Origin of the sequence: Novosphingobium tardum, from assembly GCF_042652045.1 — a bacterium.
GTDB lineage: Bacteria > Pseudomonadota > Alphaproteobacteria > Sphingomonadales > Sphingomonadaceae > Novosphingobium > Novosphingobium tardum.
Map to the genome: position 1 here is coordinate 819,021 of NZ_JBHSDR010000003.1, position 14,029 is coordinate 833,049.

Annotated in this window: 15 protein-coding genes; 9 read left to right on the forward strand and 6 right to left on the reverse strand. The window is 66.6% G+C overall.

Annotated features, from left to right (window positions below):
• Positions 1-14: 14 nt before the first annotated feature.
• The 4 genes from ispG to ACFO0A_RS04150 all read left to right on the forward strand — a co-directional run bounded on the left by ispG (position 15) and on the right by ACFO0A_RS04150 (position 3,419).
• Positions 15-1,151 (forward strand): flavodoxin-dependent (E)-4-hydroxy-3-methylbut-2-enyl-diphosphate synthase, encoded by a 1,137-nt coding sequence (ispG, locus tag ACFO0A_RS04135; RefSeq protein ID WP_379537702.1) that lies wholly within the window; start codon positions 15-17, stop codon positions 1,149-1,151.
• Between the two features lie 2 nt (positions 1,152-1,153).
• Positions 1,154-2,080, forward strand: a complete 927-nt coding sequence (locus tag ACFO0A_RS04140) for an EamA family transporter (protein WP_379537703.1) — start codon at positions 1,154-1,156, stop codon at positions 2,078-2,080.
• The gene (locus ACFO0A_RS04145; protein ID WP_379537704.1) at positions 2,077-2,559 is read left to right on the forward strand and encodes a GNAT family N-acetyltransferase; all 483 of its coding nucleotides are present in this window, start codon (positions 2,077-2,079) and stop codon (positions 2,557-2,559) included. Before ACFO0A_RS04140 ends, ACFO0A_RS04145 begins: the two co-directional genes overlap by 4 nt.
• A 236-nt stretch (positions 2,560-2,795) precedes the next feature.
• Positions 2,796-3,419: a murein L,D-transpeptidase catalytic domain-containing protein gene (locus tag ACFO0A_RS04150; RefSeq protein WP_379537705.1), complete on the forward strand. Its 624-nt coding sequence runs from the start codon at positions 2,796-2,798 to the stop codon at positions 3,417-3,419.
• Positions 3,420-3,474: 55 nt separating this feature from the next.
• On the opposite strand, the gene ACFO0A_RS04155 is transcribed toward ACFO0A_RS04150, so the two are convergent.
• A complete protein-coding gene (locus tag ACFO0A_RS04155; RefSeq protein ID WP_379538161.1) occupies positions 3,475-4,830 on the reverse strand; it encodes a L,D-transpeptidase family protein in 1,356 nt (451 codons plus the stop codon).
• A gap of 140 nt (positions 4,831-4,970) precedes the next feature.
• Here ACFO0A_RS04155 and ACFO0A_RS04160 point away from each other — a divergent pair, with 140 nt between their 5' ends.
• The 5 genes from ACFO0A_RS04160 (at position 4,971) to ACFO0A_RS04180 (ending at position 10,580) form a co-directional block, all read left to right on the forward strand.
• A complete protein-coding gene (locus ACFO0A_RS04160; protein ID WP_379537706.1) occupies positions 4,971-5,867 on the forward strand; it encodes a DMT family transporter in 897 nt (298 codons plus the stop codon).
• Positions 5,868-5,994: 127 nt separating this feature from the next.
• Positions 5,995-8,673, forward strand: coding sequence for an aconitate hydratase AcnA (acnA, locus tag ACFO0A_RS04165; protein WP_379537707.1), 2,679 nt, complete (start codon positions 5,995-5,997; stop codon positions 8,671-8,673).
• Positions 8,674-8,763: 90 nt separating this feature from the next.
• On the forward strand, positions 8,764-9,399 hold the full coding sequence (locus ACFO0A_RS04170; protein WP_379537708.1) for a hypothetical protein: 636 nt from the start codon (positions 8,764-8,766) through the stop codon (positions 9,397-9,399).
• Between the two features lie 526 nt (positions 9,400-9,925).
• Positions 9,926-10,369: a hypothetical protein gene (locus tag ACFO0A_RS04175; protein ID WP_379537709.1), complete on the forward strand. Its 444-nt coding sequence runs from the start codon at positions 9,926-9,928 to the stop codon at positions 10,367-10,369.
• The gene (locus ACFO0A_RS04180; protein ID WP_379537710.1) at positions 10,362-10,580 is read left to right on the forward strand and encodes a helix-turn-helix transcriptional regulator; all 219 of its coding nucleotides are present in this window, start codon (positions 10,362-10,364) and stop codon (positions 10,578-10,580) included. The genes ACFO0A_RS04175 and ACFO0A_RS04180 overlap by 8 nt, the downstream gene beginning before the upstream one ends.
• Here ACFO0A_RS04180 and ruvB read toward each other — a convergent pair.
• The 5 genes from ruvB to ACFO0A_RS04205 all read right to left on the reverse strand — a co-directional run bounded on the left by ruvB (position 10,548) and on the right by ACFO0A_RS04205 (position 13,959).
• On the reverse strand, positions 10,548-11,591 hold the full coding sequence (gene ruvB / locus ACFO0A_RS04185; RefSeq protein WP_379537711.1) for a Holliday junction branch migration DNA helicase RuvB: 1,044 nt from the start codon (positions 11,589-11,591) through the stop codon (positions 10,548-10,550). The two genes, ACFO0A_RS04180 and ruvB, sit on opposite strands and share 33 nt — an antisense overlap.
• Positions 11,588-12,193, reverse strand: coding sequence for a Holliday junction branch migration protein RuvA (gene ruvA, locus ACFO0A_RS04190; RefSeq protein WP_379537712.1), 606 nt, complete (start codon positions 12,191-12,193; stop codon positions 11,588-11,590). The genes ruvB and ruvA overlap by 4 nt, the downstream gene beginning before the upstream one ends.
• Before the next feature lie 189 nt (positions 12,194-12,382).
• Complete coding sequence (locus tag ACFO0A_RS04195; protein ID WP_379537713.1) at positions 12,383-12,628, reverse strand: hypothetical protein; 246 nt, start codon at positions 12,626-12,628, stop codon at positions 12,383-12,385.
• Positions 12,629-12,714: 86 nt separating this feature from the next.
• The gene (ruvC, locus tag ACFO0A_RS04200) at positions 12,715-13,182 is read right to left on the reverse strand and encodes a crossover junction endodeoxyribonuclease RuvC (RefSeq protein WP_379537714.1); all 468 of its coding nucleotides are present in this window, start codon (positions 13,180-13,182) and stop codon (positions 12,715-12,717) included.
• Between the two features lie 33 nt (positions 13,183-13,215).
• Entirely contained in the window at positions 13,216-13,959 is a 744-nt protein-coding gene (locus ACFO0A_RS04205; RefSeq protein ID WP_379537715.1) for a YebC/PmpR family DNA-binding transcriptional regulator, read from the reverse strand.
• Between the last annotated feature and the right edge of the window lie 70 nt (positions 13,960-14,029).

A 14,029-nucleotide genomic window follows, 5' to 3' on the forward strand; every position in this document is an offset into this window, starting at 1 on the left:
AGCTGGATTGATCGATGTCCTCGATAAGACCCTGGCGTGATATCGCCCGCCGACCCTGCCGCCAGATCATGGTGGGCAAGGTGCCCGTCGGCGGCGACGCGCCGATCACCGTGCAGACGATGACCAACACCCTGACGTCCGATGCGGCGGCCACGATCGACCAGATCCGCCGGTGCGAGGACGCCGGCGCCGACCTCGTGCGGGTTTCGTGCCCCGATGTCGAAAGCACCTCCGCGTTGCGCGAGATTGTGCGGGCGGCGCGCGTCCCGCTGATTGCCGACATCCATTTCCACTACAAGCGCGCGCTCGAGGCGGCCGACGCCGGCGCGGCCTGTCTGCGGATCAACCCGGGCAACATCGGCAGCAGCGAGCGGGTTGCCGAAGTGGTCCGCGCGGCCAAGGCCAACGGCTGCGCGATCAGGATCGGGGTGAATGCCGGAAGTCTCGAGAAGGACCTGCTCGAAAAGTATGGCGAGCCGTGTCCCGAGGCGCTGGTCGAAAGCGCGCTCGATCATATCAAGCTGCTGCAGGACCACGATTTCCACGAATACAAGGTCGCGGTGAAGGCCAGCGACGTATTTCTGGCGGTGGCCGCCTATACCCAGCTTGCCGACGCCGTGGACTGCCCGCTGCACCTCGGCATCACCGAGGCGGGCGGCCTGATCGGCGGCACGGTCAAGTCCGCAATCGGCATGGGCAACCTGCTGTGGGCGGGGATCGGCGACACCATCCGCGTCTCGCTTTCGGCCGAGCCGGAAGAGGAAGTGCGCGTCGGCTTCGAGATTCTGAAAAGCCTCGGCTTGCGCACCCGCGGGGTCCGCGTCGTTTCATGCCCCAGCTGTGCGCGCCAGGGCTTCGACGTGATCCGCACAGTCCAGGCGCTCGAAACACGTCTGGGCCACATCAAGACGCCGTTGTCGCTGTCCGTTCTCGGCTGTGTGGTTAACGGCCCGGGCGAGGCGCGCGAAACCGATATCGGGATTACAGGCGGCGGTAACGGCAAGCACATGGTGTACCTGTCCGGCGTGACCGATCACCACGTCCAAAGCGATGTGATGCTCGACCACATCGTTGCGCTGGTCGAGGCCAAGGCGGCCGAGATCGAGGCCGGCATGTCCGACGCGGGCGAGGTGGCCGAGGCCGCCGCCTGACCGTGAGTTACCGGGTTCTGCCAACGCGGGGCGGCCTGCCGCCGCTGCACCTCTTGCTCGCGGTCGCGATCATGGCGGTATGGGGGACGAACTTCGTCGTCATCAAGTTCGCGCTGGCCCACCTGCCGCCGATGACCCTGGCGCTGCTACGCTTTGCGATCGCGTTCTTCCCCCTCGCGCTCGTCGTCAAGCGGCCGGCGGTGCCATGGTGGAACCTGGCGCTTTACGGCGTCCTGATCGGCGCGGGGCAGTTCGGCGTGCTGTTCACCGCGATGCGCGCCGACATCACACCCGGGCTCGCCTCGCTGGTGGTCCAGGTGCAGGTCTTCTTCACGATCGGCCTGTCGATGCGCCTGAGCGGGGAAAAAGTGGCTCCGTTCCAGATCGTCGCGCTGCTCCTGGCCACAGCGGGCCTTGCCATGATCGCGCTGCATACCGACGGCAGCGCCACGCCGCTGGGCCTTGCGATGACCCTCTTTGCCGCGCTCTCATGGGCGCTGGGCAATATGGTGGCGCGGGCGGCGGGCAAGGTCGACATGCTTGGCTACGTCATCTGGTCCAGCCTGTTCGCGGTGCCGCCGTTGCTGGTCCTCGCTCTCCTGACCGATGGCTGGCCGCGCATTGCGGCAGGGATCGCGGCTGCCGACGGCGCGACCTGGGCGGCGGTGGTCTGGCAGTCGGTGGGTAACACGATGTTCGGCTATGCCGCGTGGGGCTGGCTCCTCGCCCGCCATCCTGCCGCGATGGTGACGCCGATGGCGCTGCTCGTCCCGGTATTCGGCCTTGGCGCATCCGCGTTGCTTCTGGGCGAGCCGCTGCAATGGTGGAAGCTGGCGGCGTTTATACTCGTCATGGTCGGCCTTGCCATCGGCATGCTCTGGCCGCGCCTCGCCCGTCTGGTCCAGCCCACGGCAGGGGCGGTGGGATGAGCATCGCGATCCGCCCTGCAACGCGCGAAGACCTGCCGCTGATCGCCGCGCTGATCCGCGCGCTCGCGGAATACGAGAAACTCGCTCACGAAGTCCGCTTCGACGAGGCGACGCTCGGAACCAACCTGTTCGGCGCGCGCGCCTTCGCCGAAGTCGTGATCGGCGAGGTTGACGGAACGGCGCACGGTTTCGCCCTTTTCTTTCACAACTTCTCGACCTTCGAGGGACGGCCCGGGATTTACCTCGAAGACCTGTTCGTCAGGCCCGAGGCTCGCGGATCGGGGCTGGGCAAGGCGCTGCTTTCACATATTGCCGGGCTGGCGGTCGAGCGCGGCTGTGCGCGGCTCGAATGGTCGGTTCTTGACTGGAATGCGCCGGCAATCGGCTTTTACGAGAAGCTGGGAGCGCGTCCGATGGACGGGTGGACGATTATGCGGCTCGACGGTGCCGCGCTGTCGGCCCTTGGCGCCCAGGGATAGGTGTCGAGACAGGCGTGCGGGCTTCGGCCGCTGCACATCCGGCTGGTGCAAAGGCCCCGACAGGCGTAAAAAGGGGGTGTGCCTGACGAATCCGGCCAAGCGTGCCTATGGGGCCGCGCCGGCGTCGTTCCGCCGCGTGGCCGCGCCATCCTGTCGGATGGAAGGGGCCCGGCGCTCGACAGCGGGGAAGGGTTCGTTCAGCACATGGTTAGGGATCAAGTGCTAGAAGTCGTGGAATGAGCGGACAGATCGACCGCAGGAATTTACTCAAGGCCGCCGCGCTTGGCCTGCCGGCGCTTGCGCTTCCAGCGCGCGCCTTTGCCCAGCCATTCTCGATTTCGGAACAGAACCGTCGCATCCTCGATATCGCCCGGCGCGAGGCCGATCGCGCGGGCTCGGCGCTGTGGCGCAAGGATATCGTCGGCGTGGCTGATTTCGCCCTGCCGTCCTCGCTCCCCCGCCTGCATTTCGCGAATCTTGAAGCGGGCACGGTGCGTTCGTTCCTTGTCGCGCACGGCAAGGGTTCGGACCCCGAGCACGACGGTTTCCTGAAGTATTTTTCAAACGAACCGGGCAGCTTCGCGACGTCGCGCGGAGCCTTCATTTCCTATGAATGGTACGTCGGGAAGTACGGCGTCTCGATCCGTCTCGGCGGGCTGGATCCCGACAATTCCCACGCGCTGGAGCGCGCCATCGTCATGCATTCGGCATGGTATGCGGCGCCTGACATGCTTGCCAAGTGGGGCAAGCTCGGCCGCAGCGACGGCTGCTTCGCGATGGCGCCTGACGATTTCAACGAGGCACTGCTGCACCTTTCCGGCGGCCGCCTGATCTTCGCCGACCGGCTCGGCATCTACTGATCCCGCGGCGCTCCCTGCGATTGCAGGGAAACAACCGCGGCGTCAGCCACTCCCGTCAGATAGGATTATCGAGCGCGACGACGGCTTCGTTCGACGCGCGCTGGGTGGTGTGCAACTGGCGAGGCGCGGCAAAGCTGGCGAGAACCGGCGCATCGCGGCCGTAGATGTCCTTAAACGTCTTGAGCTCGCCGTTCACGTCCCGCGCCATCGTGAAGTAGGTGATGTAGATCGGGAAGGTCTTCGTCATCGGGACCTTGGTGTAGACCCCCGACAGAGTGTTCGCGATGCCTTCCTCCCGCGTCAGGCCGGCTCCGAGCATGGCCATCAGCATGCCGAGTTCGGTCGCCCGCTCGGTGCGGATGCAGCCGTGGCTGAATGCGCGCGCTTCGGCGTTGAACAGGCCCTTCGACGGGGTGTCGTGGATGAAGATGGCGTGCGGATTGGGCATGTCGAGCTTCATCAGGCCAAGCGAATTGCCCGGGCCCGGCTGCTGCACCACCGACACGAAGCCATCGGCTCCCTTGGTGACCTTGTAGCCCTCGCGCGCCGCGGCGCTCGGGCTCGCCAGCAGGCGCGCGCCCAGTCCTTCGCCCTTCACGATGCTTTGCGGGACGGTCCACGTCGGATTGAAGATCACGCCCTCGACCGTCTCCGCCAGCTGCGGGGTCGCGGTGCGGCCGGGCTTGCCCACGACCGTGCGGTAGGTCGTGATGATCTTGTCGTTCACCGTCAGCCGCAGCATGTATTCGGGCACGTTGGTGATGAGATATTGCTTGCCCAGGTCGTGGGCCAGCCAGCGCCAGCGATCCATGTTGGCGCGGATCATGGCAAGCTGCTTGGGGTCCTTGGTGGTGGCAAGCTGGGACTTGAGTACCGCGTAATCGGGGTGGACGGGGTTGAGCCGCGCCAGCGCACCCTTGATGTCGTGCTGCTCGAGCGCGCTGGCAAGGATCGCCACGGTCGGATTGACGTCCTGATCGGGATCGACCGCGAACCACTGAACCCTTGCGGTCATGGGCGTGCGCCCGTCGCGCAGATCCTCGGCCAGCCAGGAAAAGAGGCGGGTTGCGGTCTCGTCGAGCGCCGCGCCTTCGCCACCGGCGATCGCCGCGGTCAGCCCGGCCGGATCGTAGTCCTTGGCAAACAGACCGTCGGCGCCGATGCCCTGAATCGCGGCGAGCAGGGCCTGCGCGTCGCGCAGCGTCCAGTGAGGGGGCGGCGGCGGAGGCGTGGGCGCGGGCGGAACGACTTGCGCAGTCAGGTCCTGCGGTGCGGGCGCCTGCTGCGGCTGGGCCTGGGTCCGCGCAGCGGGCTGGGCCTGATTCGCCGCAGGCGCCTGGGCGAATGCGGGCGCGGCGGCGACCAGGGCCGATGCCGTACCTGCAGCCAATGCCAGTTTGCCGCCAATCATGCCCATGTTCGTTCCCACTGTAGTGATGTCCGGGGCGCCGTTCCTGGCGCTGCACCGTCCGGCGAATCTGCCGAAATTCAGGTGTGCAATCAAGCATCGCGGCTGACTGGCAGGTGAATCGGGGCTAGGGCGCGGCTTCAATGTCACGCCACAGCCCGATCCTGCCGATCTTTTCCGCGCTCGCCGGAATCGCCCTGTTCGGGGTGATGGACGGGGTGATGAAGGCTGCCGGCGGGGCGCTCGGCGTTTGGTCCACTCTGTTCTGGCGCAGCTGCATCGCGGTCCTGCTGATGTTCCCGCTGTGGAGGCTGGGCGGAGGACGCTGGCCGGCACGCGCCACGCTGCGGCTCCATCTCCTGCGCGGTGCGGTGGCGACGGCGATGGCACTGCTGTTTTTCTGGGGGCTGGTCCGCACCCCGATGGCCGATGCGATCGGCATCTCGTTCATCGCCCCGCTGCTGGCGCTTTATCTGGCGGCGGTGATGCTGGGCGAACGGATCGAAGGAAAGGCGATCGCCGCATCGCTGCTCGGGCTGGCGGGCGTGCTGGTGATCGTGCTGGGCAAGCTCGGGCGCGAAGCGGCAACCGGGCAGGCGGCCGATGAAGCATCGTGGGGCATCGCCGCGATCCTCGGTTCCGCGGTGCTCTATGCCTGGAATCTCATTTTGCAGCGGCGCCAGGCGCAGGTCGCGGGCCCCCGCGAGATCGCGCTGTTCCAGAACATGGTCGTCCTCGGCCTGCTCGGATGCGGGAGTCCATGGATGGTCGCGGTCCCGCCCCCTGCGGCGTGGCTGTTGATCGGAGCGGCCGCGGCGCTCGGCGTCGTCTCGCTCATGCTGATGAGCTGGGCCTATGGCCGAGCGGAAGCGCAAGTGCTCGTGCCGGTCGAATACAGCGCGTTCGTCTGGGCCGCGATCATCGGTTGGCTCGCCTATGCCGAGCAGGTGACCGCGTTCACCGTGGCCGGAGTGGCATTGATCGTTGGGGGATGTCTCGTCGCCGCGCGCCGTTCGCCGATCGAGCAGGTCGCGCTCTAAGGCCGATTTGCAGAGGCCCCACCCTTGACCTGCCGGGGCTAAACGCGCATCGCCGGGCCCGAAATCGGCAGGGCGGTCCGAGGCCGCCTCACTGCCAGCAAGGCCGTACAGGAGGGACTTTCACGCCATGACCCAGGTCGGACAGGATACGCTTGCCACGCGCAGCACGATGACCGTCGGTGCCAGCGAATATGCCTATTATTCGCTCGCCAAGGCCGCAGCCAAGCTTGGTGACGTCAGCCGCCTGCCTTTCTCGATGAAGGTGCTGCTCGAGAACCTGCTTCGTTTCGAGGATGGCGGCTTCACCGTCTCGACCGACGACATCCAGGCGCTGGTCGACTGGCAGAAGAACCCGGTCACCGGCCGCGAGATTCAGTACCGTCCCGCGCGCGTGCTGCTGCAGGACTTCACCGGCGTGCCCTGCGTGGTCGATCTGGCCGCGATGCGCGATGCCATCGCCAAGCTCGGCGGCGACACTTCGAAGATCAATCCGCAGGTGCCCGTCCACCTCGTGATCGACCACTCGGTCATGGTCGACGAGTTCGGCCATCCCAAGGCGTTCGAGCAGAACGTCGAGATCGAATACCAGCGTAATCTCGAACGGTACGACTTCCTCAAGTGGGGATCGAAGAGCCTGGACAACTTCAAGGCGGTGCCTCCGGGAACCGGGATCTGCCACCAGGTGAACCTCGAGAACATCGCGCAGGCGGTATGGACAAGCGCCGCGCCCGACGGCGCCACGGTTGCCTATCCCGATACCTGCGTCGGGACCGACAGCCACACCACGATGATCAACGGCCTGGGCGTGCTGGGCTGGGGCGTCGGCGGGATCGAGGCCGAGGCCGCGATGCTCGGCCAGCCGGTTTCGATGCTGATTCCCGAGGTCGTCGGCTTCAAGCTGACCGGCGAGTTGCCCGAAGGCGTGACCGCAACCGATCTCGTGCTCACCGCCACGCAGATGTTGCGCGCCAAGGGCGTGGTCGGCCGCTTCGTCGAGTATTTCGGGCCGGGCCTTGCCTCGCTCAGCCTCGCCGACCGGGCAACGCTCGCCAACATGGCGCCCGAATACGGTGCGACCTGCGGCTTCTTCGGGATAGACGAGAAGACGATTGAATACATGCGCCTTACCGGGCGCGAGGAAAGCCAGATTGCGCTGGTCGAGGCTTATGCCAAGGAGCAGGGCTTCTGGCTGTCGGCGGACATGCCCGACCCGATCTTCACCGACACGCTCGAACTCGACATGGCGTCGGTCGTGCCCTCGCTCGCGGGGCCCAAGCGGCCGCAGGACAAGGTGCCGCTGACCCAGGTCGACGACGTGTTCAACGACGACTTAGCCAAGGTCTACAAGCACAGCGGGTTCAAGCGCGTTCCGATCGACGGCGCAGGTCATGACATCGGCGACGGCGACGTCGTCATCGCCGCGATCACCAGTTGCACCAACACCTCGAACCCGGGCGTTCTGGTCGCGGCGGGCCTCGTCGCCAAGAAGGCCAACGAGCTGGGCATGAAGCCCAAGCCGTGGGTGAAGACCAGCCTTGCCCCGGGCTCGCAGGTGGTGACCGACTATCTGATCAAGGCCGGGTTGCAGGAGCATCTCGACGCGATCGGGTTCAACCTCGTCGGCTATGGCTGCACCACCTGCATCGGCAACTCCGGCCCGCTGGCCGAGCCGATCAGCAACGCGATCAATGCGAACGACATCGTCGCCGCCTCGGTCCTGTCGGGTAACCGCAACTTCGAAGGCCGGGTCTCGCCCGACGTGCGCGCCAACTTCCTCGCCAGCCCGCCGCTGGTCGTGGCCTATGCCCTCAAGGGCACGGTGATCGAGGACTTCACCCACACCCCGATCGGGCAGTCCCGCGACGGGGCGGACGTCTATCTCAGGGACATCTGGCCGACCGACGCCGAAGTTCACAGTCTGATGGCCTCGTCGATCAACCGCGCGATGTTCCAGGCGCGCTATGCCGACGTCTACAAGGGCGACGAGCATTGGCAGGCGATCGACGTTACCGGCAGCGAGACTTACCAGTGGCGCGCCGGCTCGACCTATGTCGCCAACCCTCCGTACTTCGAGGGGATGAGCATGACCCCGGCTCCGGTCGGCGACATCATCGAGGCCAAGCCGCTCGCGATCCTCGGCGATTCCATCACCACCGACCACATCTCTCCCGCCGGCTCGATCAAGGTCGACAGCCCGGCCGGCGCATGGCTGATGGAACATCAGGTCGCCAAGGCCGATTTCAATTCCTACGGCAGCCGCCGCGGACACCACGAAGTCATGATGCGCGGCACCTTCGCCAACATCCGCATCAAGAACGAGATGGTCCCCGGCGTCGAAGGCGGGATGAGCCGCTACGAAGGCCAGGTCCTTCCGATCTACGACGTGGCGATGAAGTACAAGGACGCCGGCGTCCCGATGGTGATCGTCGCGGGCAAGGAATACGGCACCGGCTCTTCGCGCGATTGGGCCGCCAAGGGCACCAACCTACTTGGCGTGCGCGCGGTGATCGTCGAGAGCTTCGAGCGCATCCACCGCTCGAACCTTGTCGGGATGGGCGTGCTGCCGCTGCAATTCATGGGCGGCGACACGCGCGACAGCCTCGGCCTCACGGGTGATGACAGTTTCACCATCCACGGCGTCGCCAACCTCAAGCCGCGCCAGGACGTACGGGTGGACGTGACCCGGCTCGACGGATCGACCTTCAGCTTCAATGCGCTGTGCCGGATCGATACCGCCAACGAGCTCGAATACTTCCTCAACGGCGGCATCCTGCACTATGTGCTGCGTAATCTCGCCAAGGGCTGACCCGCCCGCCTTGGGCGCATGAAAAAGGGGCGCGCCGAAAGGCCGCCCCTTTTTTCGTGCCTGCTTTACAAGGTTGTTCAGGCGGGGCGCATGGCCAGCCGGCGGCGCCCGACGATCGCGGCCGCGGCTGCGCCGAACAGTAGCAGCATTGGGGGCGCAGGGACTTCGACCGGCGGACCGCCGCTGGAACCCGTGCTGCCGCCGGTGGATGTGCTGGTGGAAATGCTGCCGGACGAGGTCGAGACGTTACCCGACGACGTCGAGACATTACCCGACGAGGTAGAGACGTTCCCCGATGAAGTGGAGACACTCCCTGACGAGGTGGAAACACCCCCGGTCGAGGTCGAAATGCCGCCAGTCGAGGTGGATACTCCCCCGGTCGAAGTGGAGACGTTGCCCGACGAGGTGGATGTCGAAGTGCTCACTCCGCCGGTGGATGTCGAGACGCCGCCCGTCGTCGTGCTGCTGGTGATCCCGCCCGAGGACGTGGACGTGGAAGTGGAAGTCGAACCGCCCGAACTCGAGGTGGAGCCGCCGGAGGTCGAGCTCGAGGTTGAGCTGGAACCGGTGCTGGTCGAACTGACGACGACATTGCCGCCACCCGAGCCGCCGCCGCCGAAGAATCCGCCAAAGAAGCCGCCGCCGCCAAATCCACCGATCGGGCCGCCACCGATCACGACCGGCGCGCTGCCTTGCGACGGCGGGGAGGGGGCGGGCGGCAGGTAGGGCAGGGGAACCGCGACCATCGCCACCTGGTCAGGCGCGCGCGTCGTGGTCGTCACCGTCTTCACGATCCGCCGTTTCTTGGGACGGGGAAGCTGGCGCTTGGCGACGTGTCGGATGGGGCGCTGCGGCTTGGCCTGCTTGGCGTGCTTCACATAGCCCTTGCCGCGCATCGGGGCCTCCGACACGTGCACCGCGCCGCCGCCGACGACCGCGGTCGCCGCCGCCACCGCGCCAAGCTTGGCCAAGGCCATCCTAATCGACATCGTCCGTGCTCGCTTCCTTGCTCGACGATGGGGCGACCAGCCCCGATCGACCGACTAGGAGGCACGCGGCAATGGGTAGCAATCGTGTTAACCGCGTTAAGCGGCGCAAAGTCCTCAAATTCGACGATTTCTGGAGGCGGCCTGGCAACTTGTCCAAGTTTGGGACTGCGAGAGCGGTGCCGGTTAGCCAAATGCCGACCGCGCTTGACGAGACGTAACCCTTGGGTTACATGTAACCTCAGAGTTACTTGAGGGGAAGATTCATGGTCGATTCTGGTTCGAGCGCCGAAGTTGCGGAGCGCCTCGGGCGTCGCCGGGCAAGGCTGTTTCCGGTCCTCGGAATTTTCCTCCTGATCCAGCAGTCAGCCTATTTCGGGCATGGCGGCGGGGAGCGGATCGTCGATCATGTCCGCGTCGGGGCATGGGTGGTGATGAGCGCCGTCGTGCTGTTCGTGCTGACGACCGGCGGCTTCTGGTTCCGTGGTTCCGAGTTGCGCGCAATGCTCAACGACGAGAGCACTCGCGCCAACCGCGCCGCCGCGCTCGAACTGGGCTTCGTGCTGGCTATGGCCACGGGGATCGTCCTCTACGTCGCGCAGGGGGCGTGGCAGCTTACCGTCGGCGAATCGATCCACCTGATCGTGACGGCGGGGCTTTTCGCAGCGCTTCTGCGGTTTTCCAGCCTTGAGCGGCGCGGACTTGGCTGATCGGCTCACTAACTGCCTGCGCGAGGCGCGCGAGGCCGCCGGCCTGACCCAGGCCGAACTCGCGGTGCGGATCGGGGTCAGCCGCAAGACGATCAACACCGTGGAAAACGGGGTGTTCGTGCCCTCGACCGTCATCGCGCTCAAGCTGGCGGCCGCGCTGGGCACGCCGGTGGAGACGCTATTCGCCCTGGTCGGACCCGGTGTCGAATAGCGTGGTCTGGCTTCCGCTGAGCGGGACGAGGCCAAGATGGGTCCAGCCGCGATCGTTGAGGCAGCGCCCGCGCGCGGTTCGCGCGACGAGGCCGAGCTGGATCAAGTAAGGCTCGATCACTTCCTCGATCGTGTCGCGCGGCTCGGCCAGCCCGGCGGCGAGCGTTTCGACCCCGACCGGCCCGCCCTTGTAGATATCGGCGATCATGGCGAGGTAGCGCCGATCCATCGCGTCGAGCCCGAGGCTGTCGACCTCGAGCCGGGTCAGCGCCTTGTCGGCTATTGCGCGGGTCACCATCCCGTCGCCCGCGACATGCGCGAAATCGCGCACCCGGCGCAGGAGCCGGCCGGCGACACGCGGCGTCCCCCGCGCGCGTCGGGCGACTTCGCGCGCACCCTCGCCGTCGATGCCGAGGCCGAGCAGGGTCGCGGCGCGCGTCACGACGCGCTCAAGCTCGGCCACGGTGTAGAAATTGAGCCGGACCGGAATGCCGAACCGGTCACGCAGCGGAGTAGTGAGCAGTCCCTGGCGGGTGGTCGCCCCGATCAGGGTGAACTGGGGCAGGTCGATCCGCACCGAGCGGGCCGATGGTCCTTCGCCGATGATGAGGTCGAGCGCGCGATCCTCCATCGCCGGGTAGAGGACTTCCTCGACCACCGGATTCAGGCGGTGGATCTCGTCAATGAACAGGACATCGCCGTCCTCGAGATTGGTGAGCAGCGCTGCAAGGTCGCCCGACTTGGCGATCACCGGGCCGCTGGTGGCGCGGAATCCCACGCCAAGCTCGCGCGCGACGATCTGCGCCAGCGTGGTCTTGCCAAGGCCTGGCGGACCGAAGAACAGGACATGGTCGAGCGCCTCGCGGCGGCTGCGCGCGGCCTCGATGAACACGCGCAGATTGTCCCGTGCTGCCTCCTGGCCGACGAATTCGGCCAGCGACTTGGGCCGCAGCGCCGCGTCGGGATCGTCGGGCTGGCGCGCAGGGTCGGTGATCGACGCCGCGTCGGTCATCGCGCCGCCTTCTTGAGCGCGACGCGGACGAGCGCATCGAGCCCCGAATCGGCGCCGAGTTCACTTTCGGCATGGGCTACCGCGGCGGAAGCTATCGCCGGCTTGAACCCGAGGTTCTGAAGTGCCGAGACGGCGTCAGCGCCTGCGGATCCGGCTGGCTGTGCGGGTGCCCCCGGCGCCGATCCGGCCAGACCGGTCATGCCGCCGGCCTTGTCCTTGAGTTCGTTGACGATTCGGCTCGCGAGCTTGGGCCCGACGCCGTTCGCGCGCGCCACCATCGCCGCGTCGCCGCTGCCGATGGCCCGCTGGAGATCCTCGGCGGTCAGCGCGGACAGGATCGCGAGCGCGACCTTGCTCCCCACGCCCTGAACTCCGCTCAGCAGGCGAAACCAGTCGCGCTCTCCAGCCGTGGCGAAACCGACGAGGCGCTGGTCGTTCTCGCTGACCAGCATCTGCGTGAACACTGTTACCGCGTCACCCGCGATACCCAGCGCGGCGAGCGTCTTGGCCGAACAGAACACGAGATAGCCCACCCCGTGGACGTCGATCACCGCGCTGTCCGCGCCCGTCTCGTCGAGCGTCCCGGTGAGCTTGGCGATCATGCTTTGTTCTATGACAGGATCGCGGTGCTATGCAAGCTCCGGCAGCGCGGCAGCCGGGGATTGGCGGCGACTACAGACCGGGTATGCGAACGTCCCCGGCAAGCCCGCAGGCGAGCGCGGCCGCGCCGACCTGAACCGTGGTGTTGGTATCGCGCAGGCTCGAGGCGACACCGATGAGGTCGCCGAAGGTCAGTGCGCCGGTGCGCGAGGGATTATAGTGGCGCGCGCGGCGCGGGCGAGGCGGTCGACCTGCCCGGTGGTGAGGTGCCCGCGCAGGAACGATGCCGCGCAGTCGGACTTGCTTGGCGACAGGCCATAGCGCTGAAGCGCATCCGAGATCTGGTAGCGGCTGGCGGTGCAGGCGGACAGCGCAAGGCCGGCGACAGCGGCAAGCGCAAGGGGGGCAAGCATCCTGGTGGTGGTCGGGCGGGTCATTTCGTTGTTCCTCGACTGGCGACGCGAAGGGGGAGGTTGGATGACAACGCTCGTCGCGCCGCAAGGTTGCAAACGGGGAAGTGCGCTCAGCGTGCGACGTGGGCGTGGGCGATGGCCACGGCCAGGGCGTCGGCGGCGTCGGGGCCGGCAAGCCTGACGCCCGGCAGCAGGACTTTCAGCATTGCCTGGACCTGCGCCTTGTCCGCCGCGCCGGTGCCGACCAGCGCCTTCTTGACCAGCCGCGTCGCGTATTCCGCCACCGGAAGACCGGCACGGGCGAGGGCGAGCAGGCAGACTCCGCGCGCCTGCCCGAGCTTGAGCGTCGATTGCGCGTTGGAATTGACGAAAACTTCCTCGACCGCGCCGTTATCGGGGCGATGGGCCAGGATCACGTCGGCCAGTTCGCGGTCGAGCGTGACCAGCCGTTCGGCCAACGCTGCTTTCGGATCGGTTTTGATCTGACCGTTGGCGACGTGGCTCAGCCGGCTGCCGGACTTCGCCACGATGCCCCAGCCGGTTGTGCCGAGGCCGGGATCGAGACCCAGGATCAGCATGGCCGCCGGAGTCCGCAGCGCGGGGCGGAAGCCCTAACCCAGCTTCTCCATCACTGCGTCGGACACTTCGTAATTGCCCCACACGGCCTGAACGTCATCGTCGTCGTCGAGAACGTCTATCAGCCGGAACAGGGTGCCGGCGTCGTCCTCGGCCACTTCGGTGCGCAGCGACGGGCGCCACGCGAGCTTCACCGCCTCTGCCTCGCCCAGCGTCTTTTCAAGTTCGCGGGCGACGGGATGGAGCGAATCGATGCTGGTCCAGATTTCGTGACCGTCTTCGCCGCTCTCGACATCGTCGGCACCGGCTTCGATCGCGGCCTCGAGCACCTTCTCCTCGTCTCCTGCCTTCGCCGGATACTCGATCAGGCCAAGCCGTTCGAACCCGTGGCTCACCGCGCCGCTGGCGCCCAGGTTGCCGCCGTTCTTGGCGAATGCGGTGCGTACATTGGTGGCGGTGCGGTTGCGGTTATCGGTCAGGGCCTCAACGATGAGGGCAACGCCGCCGGGGCCGTAGCCTTCGTACCGCACTTCCTCGTAGTTATCGCCTTCGCCCTTCGACGCCTTGTCGATAGCGCGCTGGATATTGTCCTTCGGCATCGATTGCGCCTTGGCCGCATTGACCGCCGCGCGCAGGCGCGGGTTCATGTCGGGATCGGGCATGCCCATCTTGGCCGCGACGGTGATTTCGCGGCTTAGCTTGGAAAACTGCGCAGAGCGCTTTTTGTCCTGCGCGCCCTTGCGGTGCATTATGTTCTTGAATTTGGAATGGCCTGCCATCGGAACCCCGAAAAGTCGTATCGTTGGGCAACTACCGGCCGGTGCGCCCGCTTGGCGCGGCCCTTACACC